The sequence below is a fragment of the Aquamicrobium zhengzhouense genome (assembly GCF_016124105.1).
GTDB classification, from domain to species: domain Bacteria; phylum Pseudomonadota; class Alphaproteobacteria; order Rhizobiales; family Rhizobiaceae; genus Aerobium; species Aerobium zhengzhouense.
In genome coordinates, this window is record NZ_JADGMQ010000002.1 from 210,998 (window position 1) to 226,802 (window position 15,805).

A 15,805-nucleotide genomic window follows, 5' to 3' on the forward strand; every position below is an offset into this window, starting at 1 on the left:
CCAAGCGGTCCGTATAGTAACCTGGGGAGCGAGGACTTTTTATGGCCGAATTCAAATCCGACATTCAGATTGCACGCGCTGCTAACAAGAAGCCGATCATGGAGATCGGTAACAAGCTTGGCATTCCGACCGAGCACCTTCTGCCTTATGGCCATGACAAGGCAAAGGTTTCTGCCGAGTTCATCAAGTCCGTTCAGGGTAATAAGGACGGCAAGCTGATCCTCGTCACCGCGATCAACCCGACCCCTGCGGGTGAAGGCAAGACCACGACCACGGTTGGTCTGGGCGATGGCCTGAACCGCATCGGCAAGAAGGCCATGGTCTGCATTCGCGAAGCTTCGCTTGGGCCAAACTTCGGCATCAAGGGCGGCGCTGCCGGCGGCGGTTATGCGCAAGTCGTGCCGATGGAGGACATGAACCTCCACTTCACGGGCGACTTCCACGCGATCACCACTGCACACAACCTGCTCTCTGCGCTGATCGATAACCACATCTACTGGGGCAACGAGCTAGGCATCGACACCCGTCGTGTCGCATGGCGTCGCGTCATGGACATGAACGATCGCGCTCTGCGTCAGATCGTTGCTTCGCTGGGCGGTGTTGCCAACGGTTACCCGCGTGAGGCAGGCTTCGACATCACCGTGGCTTCGGAAGTCATGGCAATCCTTTGCCTTGCGACCGACCTGAAGGATCTCGAGAAGCGCCTTGGCGACATCATCGTCGCTTACCGTCGTGACAAGAGCCCGGTGTTCGCTCGCGACCTCAAGGCGGACGGCGCAATGGCGGTGCTCCTCAAGGACGCTATCCAGCCGAACCTCGTTCAGACCCTCGAGAACAACCCGGCATTCGTGCACGGCGGCCCGTTCGCCAACATCGCGCACGGCTGCAACTCGGTTGTCGCTACGACGACCGCTCTCAAGCTGGCTGACTACGTCGTCACCGAAGCGGGCTTCGGCGCTGATCTTGGCGCTGAGAAGTTCTTCGACATCAAGTGCCGCAAGGCTGGCCTCCAGCCGGCAGCAGCCGTTATCGTCGCGACTGTCCGTGCGCTCAAGATGAACGGCGGCGTTAAAAAGGACGATCTCGGCAAGGAAAACGTCGATGCAGTCATCAAGGGCTGCCCGAACCTCGGCCGTCACATCGAGAACGTGAAGCAGTTCGGCGTTCCGGCTGTTGTCGCGATCAACCACTTTGGCACCGATACCGACGCAGAAATCCAGGCTGTGAAGGACTACGTGAAGCAGCAGGGCGCTGATGCGATCCTGTGCCGTCACTGGGCTGATGGTTCGGCTGGCATCGAAGAACTTGCGCACAAGATCGTCGAGATTGCCGAGTCGGGCCAGTCGCAGTTCGCTCCGCTTTACCCGGACGACATGAAGCTGTTCGACAAGATCGACACCATCGTCAAGCGCATCTACCGCGGCTCGGAAGCTGTTGCGGACAAGAGCGTGCGCGATCAGCTTCACCAGTGGGAGCAGCAGGGTTACGGCAATCTGCCGGTTTGCATGGCCAAGACCCAGTACTCGTTCTCGACCGATCCGAACCTGCGCGGCGCGCCCACCGGCCACGTCGTTCCGGTCCGCGAAGTTCGCCTGTCGGCAGGAGCCGGCTTCGTTGTAGCGATCTGCGGTGAGATCATGACCATGCCAGGTCTGCCGAAGACGCCTGCTTCCGAGCGCATCTTCCTGAACGAAGAAGGTTTCATCGAAGGCCTCTTCTAAGCTTTCGACCTTTGCTAAGCGAAAGGCGCTGTCAGATGACGGCGCCTTTTGGTTTTTCGCCATGGCCCTCTTCAAATCGGCAGAAATGGCCTAAATCGAAGCGATGATGAATTCGAACGTAACTGACTTGGTCAGCGGAATGCGTGACGAGCGAAGGACGACCTATCCGGTCCTGGCAGTCGCAATCGTCGCAATTGCTGCATTTGTGATCCTCGCCGTCGTTGTCCGCATAAACGGGACCGTTTATCTGGACGAGAAGATTCTGCTGTTCTTTCGCGATCCGGAAAACCTTGCCGTCCCCATCGGGCCGCGATGGCTTGAGCAGACCGTTGTCGAGCTGACAACGCTTGGCGGCTATCCCGTGTTGGTGACGCTCGTGAGCGCGGTTGTCGGGTTTCTTCTGGTGTCAGGGCAGTTTGGACCGGCGATTTTCACTGTCGGGGCAATAGTGTCCGGAACGATTGTCAGCAGCATGCTGAAATATGTGATCGAGCGGCCTCGTCCAGAAGTCGTGGATCATCTGGTGCATACGTTCACTGCGAGTTTTCCGAGCGGCCACGCCACGATGAGTGCCGCCGTTTATCTGACGCTGGCCGCACTAATCATCCGCCTCGTCGACCGCTTCATTGTTCGGCTTTACGTGCTGTGTGTGGCGATACTGCTCACCTTCATCGTGGGCATGAGCCGGATTTATCTCGGCGTACATTGGCCAAGCGACGTGCTGGCTGGTTGGTCATTGGGCACGGCATGGGCCAGTTTGTCCTGGCTGGCCGTTTCCGGCCTGCGCGAGGCCAGAAGGCATGAGAAGGCTGAATGATGTTGAGCGACGGCGATACCACCTTGCTGCGCGGAACAATAATCGCTAATGAAGCTGCATGAACACGATTTCGACCGCAAACCTTTGGTGGTGGGGCTGCTAACAGCGGCCGGTTGAGCGCGTGTGCGTGAAAATGGGGATGGCCGCAACGGATTTCCGGGCGGCCATTTTGTTTTCAGGTTGGTTCGGATCCGTAACGCCGCAACGGACGGAGACAGGTGAATGACGGTCCAACTGACTGAGGACGGTGGGGAGCGATACGTAACCCAGGGGGGCGTAACGATTACCCGCCGCCGCCACGAAACCGCATATGCCGGCGCCATCGAGGCGTACATTGACGGGCTCGACTCGCGGCGCGGCTGCGTGTTTTCCTCCAATTACGAATATCCGGGCCGTTACACCCGCTGGGATACGGCGATCATCGATCCGCCGCTGGTCGTCAGCGCCCGCGGCCGGGCCATGAAGATCGAAGCGCTAAACAAGCGCGGCGAAGTCATGTTGCCGATCATCCAGAGCTCGCTTTCCGGGCAGGCGGATATTTCGATTGATGACGTGAGCGAAACCCTCATCGCTCTGACGGTTGCCGAGCCAACGCGGGTGTTTGCGGAAGAAGAGCGCTCGCGCGCACCAACTGTCTTCACCGTCTTGCGGGCTTTGGTTGATCTCTTTCGGTCGCCTGAGGACAGCAACCTCGGGCTGTACGGTTCGTTCGGCTATGACCTTGCGTTTCAGTTCGACAACATCGAGATGAAACTGAAGCGGCCGGAAAGCCAACGCGATCTGGTGCTATACCTTCCCGACGAAATTCTCGTCGTCGATCACCATCAGGCCAAAGCGTGGCATGATCGCTACGACTATTCTGGCGAAGGGTTCTCGACCGAGGGCCTGGAACGGACCGCGCAGGAGTTGCCGTTCAAGCCATCGGAGGTGGTGCCGCCTCGCGCAGATCACGAGAGGGGCGAGTATTCGCGTCTGGTCGAGCGGGCCAAGGAAAGCTTCAAGCGTGGTGACCTCTTCGAGGTCGTCCCAGGTCAGATGTTTTTCGAGCGATGCGTTTCCAAGCCGTCGCAGATCAGCCGCCGCCTGAAGAAGATCAATCCTTCGCCATACTCGTTCTTCATCAATCTCGGGGAGGGTGAGTATCTAATCGGCGCCTCGCCGGAAATGTTCGTTCGGGTCAACGGAAGGCGGGTGGAGACGTGCCCGATCTCCGGCACGATCAAGCGCGGCGACGACGCAATTGCCGACTCAGAGCAGATACTGAAGCTTCTCAACTCCAAGAAGGATGAGTCGGAGCTCACCATGTGCTCTGACGTCGACCGGAACGATAAGAGCCGGGTTTGCGAACCGGGCTCGGTACGGGTCATCGGGCGGCGTCAGATCGAGATGTATTCCCGCCTCATCCATACGGTCGATCACATTGAGGGCCGCTTACGCGAGGATATGGATGCCTTCGATGCGTTCCTGTCTCACGCCTGGGCCGTTACCGTCACCGGTGCGCCAAAACTCTGGGCCATGCGTTTCATTGAAAATCATGAGAAGAGCCCGCGTGCCTGGTACGGGGGAGCCATTGGAATGGTTCACTTCAACGGCGACATGAACACTGGCCTTACGTTGCGTACGATCCGCATCAAGGATGGAATTGCCGAAGTGCGCGCCGGTGCCACCTTGCTTTATGATTCCGATCCGGCTGAGGAAGAGGCCGAAACCGAATTGAAGGCATCTGCCATGCTGACTGCAATCCGCGAAGCATCGACCGCCCATGCTTCAGTTGCCGAAATCGAGCAGACAAAAGTGGGTGAGGGCGTCTCTATCCTGCTGGTCGATCACGAAGATTCTTTCGTTCACACGCTGGCGAACTATTTCCGCCAGACCGGCGCTACTGTTTCGACAGTTCGCTCTCCAGTGGCGGAAGAGGTGTTCGATCGCGTGAATCCGGATCTCGTCGTCCTGTCGCCGGGGCCCGGAATGCCGAAGGACTTTGACACCAAGGCGACGATTTCAAAGGCTCGCAAACGCGACCTGCCGATCTTTGGGGTCTGTCTTGGCTTGCAGGCGCTGACCGAAGCGTACGGCGGCGAATTGCGTCAGCTTTCGGTGCCGGTTCATGGCAAGCCCTCGCGTATTCGTGTGAACGAGGCAGGAACCGTGTTCAATGGTCTGCCGAAGGAGATCACGGTGGGCCGTTATCACTCGATCTTTGCCGATCCCGCTCGCCTGCCCGATGACTTCATCGTGACTGCTGAGACTGATGATGGTGTCATCATGGGCATCGAACATAAGAGCGAGCCGGTCGCGGCGGTGCAGTTCCACCCGGAGTCGATCATGACGCTCGGCCAGAACGCTGGCATGCGAATGATTGAAAACGTCGTGGCGAAAATGCCGCGCAAGGCGCGCATGAAGGCAGTCTGAGCCAATGGAAGCCAAGCGACGAGTCAGGCGTCTAGCCGGATGGTCGATCATCATCGCTTTTGCGGTGATGGGGCTGAAATTCGTCGCTTGGCGGATGACCGGTTCAGTCGCGCTCTATTCGGACGCGCTTGAATCGATCGTCAACGTTATCGCAGCAAGTGCCGCGTTCTGGGCCATTTCCGTCAGCCACAAGCCGGCGGATCAGGATCACCAGTACGGGCACCACAAGGCCGAGTATTTCTCCGCGGTCTTGGAAGGCGTCCTTATCGTCGTCGCGGCTCTGCTGATCCTGGCAGAGGTGTGGCGATCCTTCGAGGCCTACGCTCCCCTGGAGCAGGCATGGGAAGGTATCGCCGTCAACGGTCTTGCGGCCGGTATCAATGCGATCTGGGCATTCATCCTGATACGCGCCGGACATCAGCATTCCTCGCCCGCGCTGGCGGCCGATGGACGCCATATCATGACCGACGTCGTTACATCGGTCGGTGTCTTGGCAGGTTTGATAGGGGCAGTTGTGACGGGCTGGTATGCGCTGGACCCGCTGCTGGCGATGTTGGTCGCGCTGAATATTCTTTACCAGGGATGGAAGGTGATCACGTCCTCGCTCGACGGACTGATGGATCGCGCTGTAGCGGTCGAGCAGCATCTCCACATCCGGGACGTCATCTCGGCCAACTCCAAGGGGGCTCTCGAGGTTCACGATCTCAAGACTCGCATTGCAGGGCGAGCCACGTTCATCGAGTTTCATATGGTGGTTGATGCGCAGATGACCGTCGGCGAGAGCCATGCAATTTGCGACCGGATCGAGGATGCGCTGCAGCTCGAAATCCCGTCCGTGCGCGTTGTGATCCATGTGGAGCCGGAGGATGAAGCGAAGCTTCCCGTGGGCACGGCCGCCATTCCTTTCGCGTAAGTCGCAGCTTTAGATAGCCATGCAACTGGTCACGCAGCGTTACTTGCTATGACCTGCAAACCCCGTCATCTTCCCCAGCGAGGATGACGGGAGGATCCATGAAATTTTCTGCGACTTTTCACGACCTGACCGGCAAGTCAGTCTTCATTTCCGGCGGCGGGTCCGGAATTGGCGAGTTTCTGACGGAGGGCTTCATCGCTCAAGGTGCGGAAGTCGCCTTTGTTCAGAGGTCCGATTCCGCGGCGTTTTGCGACCGGCTCGAACGCACCTACGGTTCTCGCCCGCTCTTCATTCCGTGTGATGTCACGGACATTGAGGCGCTTCAGGCTGCCATCCACAAGGCGGCAGAGGTGAATGGCGACATCGAGATCCTCGTCAACAATGCCGCCTGGGACAACCGGCATCCCAATGAAGGCTTCTCAGTCGAGGACTGGGACTACATGCAGGCGGTCAATCTGCGCCACTACTTCTTCGCCATTCAGGCGGTGATCCCGGGGATGCGTCGGCAACGCGGTGGCACCATCGTGAACTACTCTTCGATCTCTTACATGATGGGCAACGGCGGTTATGCAGCCTATACAGCCGCGAAGGCAGGTGTCACCGGGCTGACGCGTGGCCTGGCGCGCGATCTCGGCAAAGACAACATTCGCGTCAACGCCCTGATGCCCGGTTGGGTGCTCACAGATCGCCAGCGCGAATTGTGGGTGGATGAGGCCTCGCTCAAAGCGCATATCGACCGACAGTGCCTCAAACTCGAGATACCCCCCGAGGCCATGGTTGAACCAACGCTGTTTCTGGCATCCGCGGCATCGACCGTGATGACCGGTCAGGCGGTCGTCGTAGATGCAGGCGTCGTGGTCACCGGATGAAGCCGTTCATCGCTGCAGTTGATTGGGGAACGTCATCGTTCCGGATTTGGCTTCTCGACAGCGCCGGACATATCCTTGCCGAGGATCGCAGTGACGAGGGGATGATGAAGGCCCGTGAGATCGGGTTCCCGACGGTGCTGGATAGACATCTGACACGGCTGTCCGCGGATCCAGAGCTGCCTGTCATGATCTGCGGTATGGCCGGCGCGAAGCAGGGCTGGCAGGAGGCGCCATATGTTGAAACGCCGGCCTCCCTTGATGATCTCGTCGGCAGATCCGTAAGAGTATCGGCGGATTATCCGATCCACATATTGCCAGGTGTCTGTCAGCGAAGCTTCGATGCTCCTGACGTCATGCGCGGTGAGGAAACGCAGCTGCTCGGCGCTTTTTCCAAAGGAGGGGCTTCAGGCATCGTCTGTTTGCCCGGCACACATACGAAATGGGTGCTGATGGAGAAGGGGATAATCCGGCGTTTCACCACCTTCATGACAGGTGAAATCTACGCCGCAATTGCCGGGCACACGATCCTAAAGCTTGCTCTGGCGGAGGGAGAGGACGCTGATCCCGAAGGAGTAGCCTTTACCAATGCTGTGTTACGGGCGGTGGAAAAACCCGCACTCGCGACCTCGCGCATCTTCGCGATCCGCTCCGCCCCGCTCTTGAATATTGCGGGCACAGAAGACGCTGCCGCGAAACTGTCTGGCGAACTGATCGGACTGGAAATCGCCGGTGCATTGGCGCAGTTCGGTGAACTTTCCAAGGTGGAATTGATCGGAAGCGGAAAGCTCGCAACCCTTTATCGCGCAGCACTGGAAGCCGCGGGGTTAAGCGTTCACCTGACCGATGCCGACCAAGCCGTCCGAGCCGGCCTCCTGACCGCAGCCAGGCGGCATAATAGCTAAGGTGGCCTATGACCAACAAGTGCCATCCGCTTTCTGAGGTTAACGTGATTAAGATTACGGAAGTGCTTGTTCGAGACACGCTGCTCGTTTAGCTAAGCGCATATGCACCACGCCGAAACGTGACTGTCGCGCATGAAGGCAGCCACACGAAGATGATAGGCGGTTCGCAGGTTAGCCACCCGGCTTGGGCTTAGTTAAGAAATGGACGCACTCGAGCAATTTCTGCGATACAGCCTGATCGGCGTAGCGAACACCATAATTCATGCATTCGTGATGGCTTTCGCGATCAAACGCATGAAGTCTGCGATTGCCATTGCGAACTCATTTGCATTCGTGACAGCAGTTACATTCAGTTATTTCGCGAACGCAACTTGGACATTTTCTGTATCTCCGTCTTGGCCAACCTATCTTCTATTTGTAATTTTCATGGGAGCTCTGGCGTACGGCATGGGGAAAGCCGGAGATAAGCATGGAATGCACCCGGTCGTTATTTTTGTTGCCTTTACATCATTAAGCTTGGCCGTTGGCTTCATCTACTCAAAACTTGTCGTATTCGGGGTCTGAAGCATGATCAGCTTGGTAGTGCCGGTGTTCAATGAGGAAGAGGCGATACCGGCTTTTTATGACGCCGTGCGTCAAGTTGTGATGCCGGACGATCTCTCTGTTGAGATAGTCTTTATTAATGACGGGAGCACTGACGGAACAGAGCAAGTCCTGGATGGTCTCGCTGCAAACGATCCGAGCGTCAAGATCCTGAATTTTACAAGGAATTTCGGCAAGGAAGCTGCCCTCTTTGCTGGCCTGGAGAATGCTAGCGGTGCCGCTGTGATCCCTATAGACGTGGATCTGCAGGATCCGATCGAGATCGTTCCTCAGCTTGTAGCCAAATGGCTGGAAGGCTACGACGTGGTTCTTGCCAAGCGCGTGGATCGCAGTTCGGATACGCTTTTGAAGCGTGGTACCGCTGAGTTGTTCTACCGGGTGCACAACGCGATCAGCAAACCTGCGATAGAGCCAAACGTCGGCGACTTCCGGTTGCTTTCGCGTGATACGGTGAATGCGACCCTGCAACTGACAGAGCGAAATCTCTTTATGAAGGGGGTGCTCTCTTGGGTCGGCGGAAAAACAGCGGTTGTTGAGTACCACAGAGCCCCGCGAGTCGCTGGAAAGACGAAATTCAATGGATGGAAGTTGTGGAACCTCGCCATTGAGGGAATGACCTCATTCTCGACTGTTCCTCTAAGAGTATGGACCTATGTGGGGTTGGCAGTCGCAAGCTTTTCTCTGGTATTCGCGATCTGGACTGTGTTTCAGACGGTGATATTTGGCAATCCAGTTGGGGGATACACCTCAATCTTCGTCTCAATTCTCTTCCTTGGTGGGGTGCAATTGATCGGGATTGGTGTTCTTGGTGAATATATCGGCAGAATTTACGCGGAGACGCAAGGAAGGCCGAGATATGTGCTGAAGAGTGTTTCCAAAAGCGACGCAGGTCATCCGGATATAGTCGATTAGCGTGATCCAGCAAGCGCGGTGGTATGAGGCTCTTGCCGATCATCCGACGAAAGAACCGCTCCCACGGTAGGACACGGGCTTCAGGGAAAAAGAATGCTTAAAATAAGCGAAGATTTGAGGTCAGGTCGCTTTCTGGCGCTCCTCGCAATTTCGTTGATTGGCTACAGCAGTATGATCGTATTGCAGGCCTTCAATGCGGACGATATCATCCAAGGCCAGCCAATATCGGGCGATACGAACACGTTCCTCGCGCAAGGGCGTTGGGGCTACTACTTCGTCTACCATGTCTTGCAAGATGCGAACCCTCTCGGACCGTTCTCTCTGATCCTCGGCGTGATTTTGCTGGCGATTAGTGCAGCGATCGGCGCGTCCACACTTCAATTCCGTAGCCGTGCGGCCTCTGATCTTTTTGTGGTTCTATCGACCATCTCGTTATACTACGCCTCAGTACTTTCCTATGACAGCACCCGTATCGCCTATCCGCTATCGACGCTGATGGCGATTGCTGGTGTCAGTCTCGTGTGGCGCGGCAAATATCTGGTTGCGATTGCGTTATTCGCTGTCTCTCCAGCGATATACCCGGCAAGCACGCAGGTCACACTTACCTTTGCTTCTGCGGTCGTGCTGATGTCGGCCTTGCGCGGGATCGATCTAAAGCGGACCTTATGGAAGACAGCAACTTTCGTTATCTGCCTCGCTTGCGGGCTAGGCCTTTACATTGCCCTCACCAAATTGAGTCCTTGGGTGTCCGGAATCCCGCTTTCGGGACGCTCCGCGATTGATCCGATTGGCGCACTTTCAGAATACCGGCGGATCGTAAAGCTATTCTTGGGGCATTCGATCCCCACAGGACATCAAATGCCCTACTTTAGTCCCGCGATGAAAGCCTTCATCTGGGCGTTGATGGCATTGTTTGCAATTACGCTGATATTAAACAGTAACAAGTTCAAAGCACCGCTTATAGCCGCATCGGCACTAGGTCTCATCCTAAGTCCGTTTGCGCTGGCATTCGCGACTCCGCTGGATGAGTTCTCGCCACGCGCCTTGGTCGCATTCTCCGTCGTTCATGCACTATTTGCTGCGGTTTGTGTCGAGTTCCTGCCCTTGAAAGGGTTCAAGACTTTAGCAAACGTGTCCGCTGTCGCAGCTTGGGGGTTCATAATCTTCAGTGCAATCCAGATAAACGGTAGCGCGTTTGATGAGTATCTGTCGTCAAGAAATGATGTTCTTGCGACGAACCGGATAATCACGAGAATAGACGAAGTCGTAGCTAATTCCGATATTCCGATGGGGGGCCCGATCCCGATTGCCGTTCGGCATGAAGCGCCAACGAATATGTCGCCACGGGGCGCTTGGGGAAACGCTCGTACCACAGCTTGGTCTAAGGAGTGGGTCTTTCGGCAAATAGACCCACGCTTTGCTCCCGTCCCGCCAGATGTTGCAGAGACGCTTCTACGAGCCGCCCCTGAAACATATTGGCCTCAGCCAAACTCGGTATATGTCCAGGATGGCGTCGTCGTCGTAATAATCAATTGAGGAACGCAGCGTCCTCTGCCCAACGTCGAGAAGGTTGAGCAGGGGGTCTCATGCTTGGGGGCAGGAGGAGAGGGGGGCGAAGTTAGACGCTAGTTCGTAGACGATCTGGTCGAGCGGCAAGGTGGCGTCCATGGTGATGGACGCTTCGTCCGCTGCCGGGGGCTCCAGGGTGGCGAACTGGCTGTCTACAAGGCTCGCCGGCATGAAATGACCTGGACGGCTGCTGACCCGGCGCCACGACTCTTCGCGGCTCAGCACAAGATGAACGAATACGAGATCTGGCGCGAAGCTGCGCAATCGATCACGGTAGATGCGTTTTAAAGACGAGCACGTCGCGACTACCAGCTCTCCAGCACGCACCTCATCTGCGATGGCACCGCCGATCGTGTTCAGCCAGCCTGCGCGATCCTCATCGTCCAGCGGTATGCCCGAGGCCATTTTCGCGACGTTCGCTTCCGGATGAAGACGGTCGCCCTCAATAAAGCGCGCGCTTAACTTCCGGGCGAGGAGAGTTCCAACCGCAGTTTTTCCGCACCCGGTGACGCCCATGACGATAAGCGGCGGAACCACGGCGGTAAATTTCACAAGCGCCATAATTTGCTAAACAACCTCGAAGACGTGGTGATGCACGCGACCTTCGAACATTGTCAGCAATTGCGCCGTCACGCCACGACTTTCAAAGCGAACCGGCGCCTCGAGCGCTGCGGCGAGCGCGGCTTCATCGTCAAAGGCCATCGACAGGACCATCGGGTATGACGGAGCGCCTTCGTCGCGTTCCCTGGCAAACAGAACGCGGACTTCGCGGACGCCGGGAAACTGTTTCCACAGCGGAACCAGATTGGCTTCTACGAAGGAGCGGAATTCCTGTTCGCGGCCAGTAAGGATCTGGCCGTCGAACAAAGCCTGTCGAATGATCATCGGTGAGCGCCTTAGGTGTGGCTGATCTGACCCAGGAAGGTGCGTGTCCGCTCCTGCTTCGGATTGGAGAAGAATTCCTCCGGCTCGCCGACTTCGACGATCTCGCCCTTATCCATGAAGATGACCCGGTCAGCTACCTTGCGGGCAAAACCCATCTCGTGGGTGACCACCATCATTGTCATGCCTTCATTGGCAAGGTCGATCATGGTGTCGAGAACTTCCTTGACCATTTCCGGATCAAGCGCCGAGGTGGGTTCATCGAACAGCATGATCTTGGGATTCATGCAAAGAGCACGAGCAATAGCGACGCGCTGCTGCTGTCCGCCGGAAAGCTGGGCCGGGTATTTGTCTGCCTGCTCGGGGATGCGAACGCGCGCCAGATATTTGCGGGCTGTCTCCTCGGCTTCAGCCTTGGAGACGCCGCGCACCTTGATCGGGGCGAGGGTGCAATTCTCCAGCACCGTCATGTGCGGAAAAAGATTGAACTGCTGGAAGACCATGCCGACGTCGCGGCGGACCTTCTCAACATTTTTCGGTCCGGCAGTCAGTTCGATACCATCGACGAAAATCGTGCCTTTTTGCACGGTCTCGAGCTGGTTCACGCAGCGGATAAGCGTCGATTTGCCGGAACCCGAAGGGCCGCAGACCACGATCTTTTCCCCGCTGGCGACGTCAAGATTGACGTTTGTCAGGGCATGGTATTCGCCATACCACTTTTCCACGCCCTTCATGCGGACAGCGGGCATGTCTGCGCTGGTGGTGTTTGTCGCGGACATACCCGCTCTCCTTATGTCTGATTTACTCGGACTTCTGCAGGAACTCTGGCAGCGGCGTCTGAACCCACTTCTCGTGGAGTTCGTTCAGCTTGCCGTTTTCCTTGTTCTTCGCCAGGAACGCGTTGATGTATTCCATCAGCTCGGTCTGGCCCGGACGGGTGGCGATGCCCTGGCTCTGCTGGCGCAGGGAGAGCTTGACGTCAAAACGGCCCGGCGCAACCGTGTCGAGCTGTGATACGACGACGTTCGACGCACCCATCAAAGGTACCTGGCCCGACAGGAGCGCCTGAACAGCGGACGCATCGTCATCGAAGCGCTGAATGTTGGTGCCCTCCGGAGCAACTGCGGTCAGCGAGGTGTCCTGTGTCGATGCGCGCGCGACTGCGACGCTCTTTCCAGCAAGATCTGCCGGATCCTTGATCTCGGTGTTGACGTCGCCATAAACGAAGATTTCTATGCCGGCATAGCCCTGCGAGAAATCGACCTGCTCGGCGCGCTCAGGCGTGATGCCCAGCGAGGCAACGAGGATGTCGACCTGGCCCGAGAGGAGGTAAGGGATGCGGTTCGGGCCGGTCACAGGAACCAGATTGACCTGGACGCCCATATCTTCGGCCAGAAGCTTGGCAACATCGGCGTCATAGCCGTCCGGCTTGCCCTGATCGTTGATGATACCGAACGGGGCGAAGTCGACGAGCATGCCGATGTTCACGGTACCGCGCGACTTGATTTCTTCAACAGACTGCGCCGAGGCAGTGGAGGCAACTGCTCCCAGGCTGAGCGCTGCGCCCAGCGCAATGCCAGCAATCTTCCCAAAAATATTCATTTCGGTTTCCTTCCCTTTAAAAACGTAGGCTCCCATCAGCGACGGGCTGTCGCTGCGAAACGGTTCTCCATCCGGCGGGCGTAGATCGACAGAGGCCAGCAGATGATGAAGTAGGTTAGCGCGACGAGGCCGAACACCTTGAAGGGTTCGAAAGTCGCGTTGTTGATGATCTGGCCGGCACGAGTGAGTTCAACAAAGCCGATGATTGATGCCAGCGACGTGCCTTTGATCAGCTGAACGAGGAAGCCAACGGTGGGGGCAACCGCGACGCGGGAAGCCTGTGGCAGCACTACGGACTTCATCCGGTCGAAGTAAGACAGGCCCAGCGCCCAGGATGCTTCCGTCTGCCCGCGTGGCACCGCCTCGATACATCCGCGCCAGATCTCTCCAAGGAAGGCAGACGCATGCAGGGTCAATGCAAATGCAGCTGCGATCCAGGGATCGATGCCAAAACCGAAGATGCTCAGCCCGAAGAACACCAGGAAAAGCTGCATCAGTAGCGGAGTGCCCTGAAACAGGCGGATGAAGCCAAGGCACAGATACCGCACCACCTTGTTGTCGGACACTCGTCCGAGTGCGATCAACAGCCCGCCAATTGCGCCGCCAGCAAAAGCGACTGCCGACAGCAGCAGGGTCCACTGTACTGCGAAGACGATGAACCAGAATTCGTTAGGCCCGAAGGGACGGATCATGATTTTCTCCCTAGCGCGCCAGCGGGTAGTTGAACGCCCAGCGCTGGATCATCGAGAAGAGACCAGAAAATGCGAGCGCGAGAACAAGGTACATTGCGGTAATGACGAGATAAACTTCGAAGGCCGCAAATGTCTGTGACTGGATGTTATTGCCTGCAGCGGCAAGATCGGTCGCTGAAATCACCGAAACCACGCTGGACGTCAGCATCAGATAGATAAACTGGCTGGTCAGCGCGGGGTAGATCGTGCGCAGCGCAGGTTTGATGATGATATAGGCGAAGATCTGGCTACGGCGCAGGCCAAGTGCGGTGCCAGCTTCGATCTGGCCGCGGTTGATCGATTCAATGCCAGCGCGGACAATCTCGGTCGCATAGGCACCGACGTTCACCGTCAGCGCGATCAAGGCGGCGACATTTGGCGACAGGCGAATGCCAAGGCTCGGCAAAGCGAAAAAGATGAAGAAGATCTGTACCAGAAACGGAGTGTTTCGGATCAGCTCGATGTAGCAATCAATGATGAAGCGAATCGGTTTCGGTCCTGCGGTCTTGCCGATCGCGCACACGACCGCGACGATGGTGCCGAGTACCATCGCGCTGAACGACAGCTGGACTGTTACGAGAGCTCCCTCGAGCAGCTGATCGAAATTGGCAAAAACTGGTGCAAACTTGAATTCGTAACCCATGACGAACCTCCCGGGACATCCGCCATGCGGAACGGCCTCGTCGCGCCATTCGTCAGCGCGTTTAGATCGATCTAAAAGAGAAGATTATTCTGAGTCAAGCAGGTAGATTGCCGGACGCAGTTTACCTTTGGTTGGTCTGGGGAGTGATATGTGAACGTCGGACCGGCCTAACTAGCGAGAATCCTTACGAATCACGCTTCGGCAAAATCCCGTACAGGGCCGCAGGAGCCGCGCTGAACAAAATACGTTGGCTCCACTCTACTGCTGTGGACAGCCTCCGGTGCAGAGATGCGGCGCAGGAAGAGTTCGGCGGCGTTTTTGCCCACGTTGAAAGGCTCGGTAGCCACGGATGCAAGGCCCGGAATCACCAGGTCCGCCTCGGCAACGTTATCAAATCCAATCAATGAAACGTCCCGGCCGGGCAACACGCCCAGATCGCACAGGCCGCGATGAAGGCCGAGAGCGAGGACGTCGTTGTGGCAAATCAGGGCGGTGGGACGTGTCCGCTTTCCCATGATCTCGGGTGCTGCCATGCGGGCGGCCTGATGGGTTGATTCAAGGTGCCGCACGAAGAGGGGCTCAATGCCTTTGGCACTCATTGCTTCGCGAAACTTGGCCAGACGCTCCTTGTGGGCGGAGTGAAACAGCGTGCTTGCCACGTAGCCAATTCTGCGATGACCGAAGTCATAGAGACAATTTACGGCTTCGTGCATGCCATCGTGCTGGTCCATGCCGGAATAGTCGGTCGAGGTGTCGGGGACAGTACGCAGTGTTTGGACGAGGGGGATCCCCCATTTCAACGCGTCTTCGATGAAGCGTTTTTCGGTTCCGGCGGCGGGGCACACGATCAGGCCATCCACCCCGTGTTCTCTTGCGCGGCCGACGAAGAGATCCTGCTTGGCAGGGCTGTCGTAGGAGTTGCCGAGGATAACTGCAAACCCGGCTTCTTCCAGCACCGTCTCGATCCCGGCCAGCAGCACTGCGAAAAACGGGTTGGTCAGGTTTGGGATGATGACGCCGACGGTGTGGCTTCGGGCGGCGCGCATGCGAGCAGCCCCAAGATTGTAGACGTATCCCAACTCGGCAATGGCATCCTCGACCGCCTTGCGGGTTGATGCGCTGACGAGGGGGCTGCCGCGAACCACAAGTGAAGCCGTTGCGCGGGAGACGCCAGCATGTTGTGCTACATCAACGAGAGTGACCCGCTTCATCGCCTGACTTTTTAGATC

At 57.3% G+C, this 15,805-nt stretch carries 16 protein-coding genes; 9 read left to right on the forward strand and 7 right to left on the reverse strand.

Annotation, left to right across the window (positions count from 1 at the left end):
- The first annotated feature begins 41 nt into the window (after positions 1–41).
- From IOD40_RS04165 to IOD40_RS04205, 9 genes are all read left to right on the forward strand, one after another.
- The gene (locus IOD40_RS04165) at positions 42–1,721 is read left to right on the forward strand and encodes a formate--tetrahydrofolate ligase (RefSeq protein ID WP_198474636.1); all 1,680 of its coding nucleotides are present in this window, start codon (positions 42–44) and stop codon (positions 1,719–1,721) included.
- A gap of 106 nt (positions 1,722–1,827) precedes the next feature.
- Complete coding sequence (locus IOD40_RS04170) at positions 1,828–2,538, forward strand: phosphatase PAP2 family protein (RefSeq protein WP_198474639.1); 711 nt, start codon at positions 1,828–1,830, stop codon at positions 2,536–2,538.
- A 222-nt stretch (positions 2,539–2,760) separates the two neighbouring features.
- Complete coding sequence (locus IOD40_RS04175) at positions 2,761–4,950, forward strand: anthranilate synthase (protein WP_198474641.1); 2,190 nt, start codon at positions 2,761–2,763, stop codon at positions 4,948–4,950.
- Between the two features lie 4 nt (positions 4,951–4,954).
- Complete coding sequence (locus tag IOD40_RS04180; protein WP_198474643.1) at positions 4,955–5,863, forward strand: cation diffusion facilitator family transporter; 909 nt, start codon at positions 4,955–4,957, stop codon at positions 5,861–5,863.
- A gap of 98 nt (positions 5,864–5,961) precedes the next feature.
- Positions 5,962–6,732 carry an SDR family NAD(P)-dependent oxidoreductase gene (locus tag IOD40_RS04185; RefSeq protein ID WP_198474645.1) on the forward strand — a complete coding sequence of 257 codons (771 nt, stop codon included), beginning with the start codon at positions 5,962–5,964 and terminating at the stop codon, positions 6,730–6,732.
- Positions 6,729–7,634 (forward strand): 2-dehydro-3-deoxygalactonokinase, encoded by a 906-nt coding sequence (locus tag IOD40_RS04190; protein WP_198474647.1) that lies wholly within the window; start codon positions 6,729–6,731, stop codon positions 7,632–7,634. Before IOD40_RS04185 ends, IOD40_RS04190 begins: the two co-directional genes overlap by 4 nt.
- A gap of 201 nt (positions 7,635–7,835) precedes the next feature.
- Positions 7,836–8,198: a GtrA family protein gene (locus IOD40_RS04195; RefSeq protein WP_198474649.1), complete on the forward strand. Its 363-nt coding sequence runs from the start codon at positions 7,836–7,838 to the stop codon at positions 8,196–8,198.
- A 3-nt stretch (positions 8,199–8,201) separates the two neighbouring features.
- Entirely contained in the window at positions 8,202–9,149 is a 948-nt protein-coding gene (locus tag IOD40_RS04200) for a glycosyltransferase family 2 protein (RefSeq protein WP_198474651.1), read from the forward strand.
- A 93-nt stretch (positions 9,150–9,242) separates the two neighbouring features.
- Positions 9,243–10,685, forward strand: a complete 1,443-nt coding sequence (locus IOD40_RS04205; RefSeq protein ID WP_198474653.1) for a glucosyltransferase domain-containing protein — start codon at positions 9,243–9,245, stop codon at positions 10,683–10,685.
- Between the two features lie 48 nt (positions 10,686–10,733).
- Here the strand turns inward: IOD40_RS04205 and IOD40_RS04210 are convergent, their stop codons facing one another.
- The 7 genes from IOD40_RS04210 to IOD40_RS04240 all read right to left on the reverse strand — a co-directional run bounded on the left by IOD40_RS04210 (position 10,734) and on the right by IOD40_RS04240 (position 15,787).
- The gene (locus tag IOD40_RS04210; protein ID WP_233713835.1) at positions 10,734–11,279 is read right to left on the reverse strand and encodes a gluconokinase; all 546 of its coding nucleotides are present in this window, start codon (positions 11,277–11,279) and stop codon (positions 10,734–10,736) included.
- Between the two features lie 6 nt (positions 11,280–11,285).
- A complete protein-coding gene (locus IOD40_RS04215; protein ID WP_198474655.1) occupies positions 11,286–11,603 on the reverse strand; it encodes a hypothetical protein in 318 nt (105 codons plus the stop codon).
- Positions 11,604–11,614: 11 nt separating this feature from the next.
- The gene (locus IOD40_RS04220) at positions 11,615–12,379 is read right to left on the reverse strand and encodes an amino acid ABC transporter ATP-binding protein (protein WP_325099662.1); all 765 of its coding nucleotides are present in this window, start codon (positions 12,377–12,379) and stop codon (positions 11,615–11,617) included.
- 22 nt (positions 12,380–12,401) lie between these two features.
- Entirely contained in the window at positions 12,402–13,202 is an 801-nt protein-coding gene (locus IOD40_RS04225; RefSeq protein WP_198474657.1) for a transporter substrate-binding domain-containing protein, read from the reverse strand.
- A 35-nt stretch (positions 13,203–13,237) separates the two neighbouring features.
- Positions 13,238–13,894 carry an amino acid ABC transporter permease gene (locus tag IOD40_RS04230; protein ID WP_198474659.1) on the reverse strand — a complete coding sequence of 219 codons (657 nt, stop codon included), beginning with the start codon at positions 13,892–13,894 and terminating at the stop codon, positions 13,238–13,240.
- A gap of 10 nt (positions 13,895–13,904) precedes the next feature.
- Positions 13,905–14,576 (reverse strand): amino acid ABC transporter permease, encoded by a 672-nt coding sequence (locus tag IOD40_RS04235; RefSeq protein ID WP_198474661.1) that lies wholly within the window; start codon positions 14,574–14,576, stop codon positions 13,905–13,907.
- Positions 14,577–14,767: 191 nt separating this feature from the next.
- Positions 14,768–15,787: a LacI family DNA-binding transcriptional regulator gene (locus IOD40_RS04240; RefSeq protein ID WP_198474663.1), complete on the reverse strand. Its 1,020-nt coding sequence runs from the start codon at positions 15,785–15,787 to the stop codon at positions 14,768–14,770.
- Positions 15,788–15,805 lie beyond the last annotated feature (18 nt).

Bases quoted from the DNA above. Each gene is read 5' to 3' on its own strand.
- IOD40_RS04165 (WP_198474636.1), top strand. From the start codon at position 42: ATGGCCGAATTCAAATCCGACATTCAGATTGCACGCGCTGCTAACAAG.
- IOD40_RS04205 (WP_198474653.1), top strand. From the start codon at position 9,243: ATGCTTAAAATAAGCGAAGATTTGAGGTCAGGTCGCTTTCTGGCGCTC.
- IOD40_RS04215 (WP_198474655.1), bottom strand. From the start codon at position 11,603: ATGATCATTCGACAGGCTTTGTTCGACGGCCAGATCCTTACTGGCCGC.
- IOD40_RS04190 (WP_198474647.1), top strand. From the start codon at position 6,729: ATGAAGCCGTTCATCGCTGCAGTTGATTGGGGAACGTCATCGTTCCGG.
- IOD40_RS04230 (WP_198474659.1), bottom strand. From the start codon at position 13,894: ATGATCCGTCCCTTCGGGCCTAACGAATTCTGGTTCATCGTCTTCGCA.
- IOD40_RS04185 (WP_198474645.1), top strand. From the start codon at position 5,962: ATGAAATTTTCTGCGACTTTTCACGACCTGACCGGCAAGTCAGTCTTC.
- IOD40_RS04235 (WP_198474661.1), bottom strand. From the start codon at position 14,576: ATGGGTTACGAATTCAAGTTTGCACCAGTTTTTGCCAATTTCGATCAG.
- IOD40_RS04200 (WP_198474651.1), top strand. From the start codon at position 8,202: ATGATCAGCTTGGTAGTGCCGGTGTTCAATGAGGAAGAGGCGATACCG.
- IOD40_RS04220 (WP_325099662.1), bottom strand. From the start codon at position 12,379: ATGTCCGCGACAAACACCACCAGCGCAGACATGCCCGCTGTCCGCATG.
- IOD40_RS04170 (WP_198474639.1), top strand. From the start codon at position 1,828: ATGAATTCGAACGTAACTGACTTGGTCAGCGGAATGCGTGACGAGCGA.
- IOD40_RS04195 (WP_198474649.1), top strand. From the start codon at position 7,836: ATGGACGCACTCGAGCAATTTCTGCGATACAGCCTGATCGGCGTAGCG.
- IOD40_RS04240 (WP_198474663.1), bottom strand. From the start codon at position 15,787: ATGAAGCGGGTCACTCTCGTTGATGTAGCACAACATGCTGGCGTCTCC.
- IOD40_RS04225 (WP_198474657.1), bottom strand. From the start codon at position 13,202: ATGAATATTTTTGGGAAGATTGCTGGCATTGCGCTGGGCGCAGCGCTC.
- IOD40_RS04175 (WP_198474641.1), top strand. From the start codon at position 2,761: ATGACGGTCCAACTGACTGAGGACGGTGGGGAGCGATACGTAACCCAG.
- IOD40_RS04210 (WP_233713835.1), bottom strand. From the start codon at position 11,279: ATGGCGCTTGTGAAATTTACCGCCGTGGTTCCGCCGCTTATCGTCATG.
- IOD40_RS04180 (WP_198474643.1), top strand. From the start codon at position 4,955: ATGGAAGCCAAGCGACGAGTCAGGCGTCTAGCCGGATGGTCGATCATC.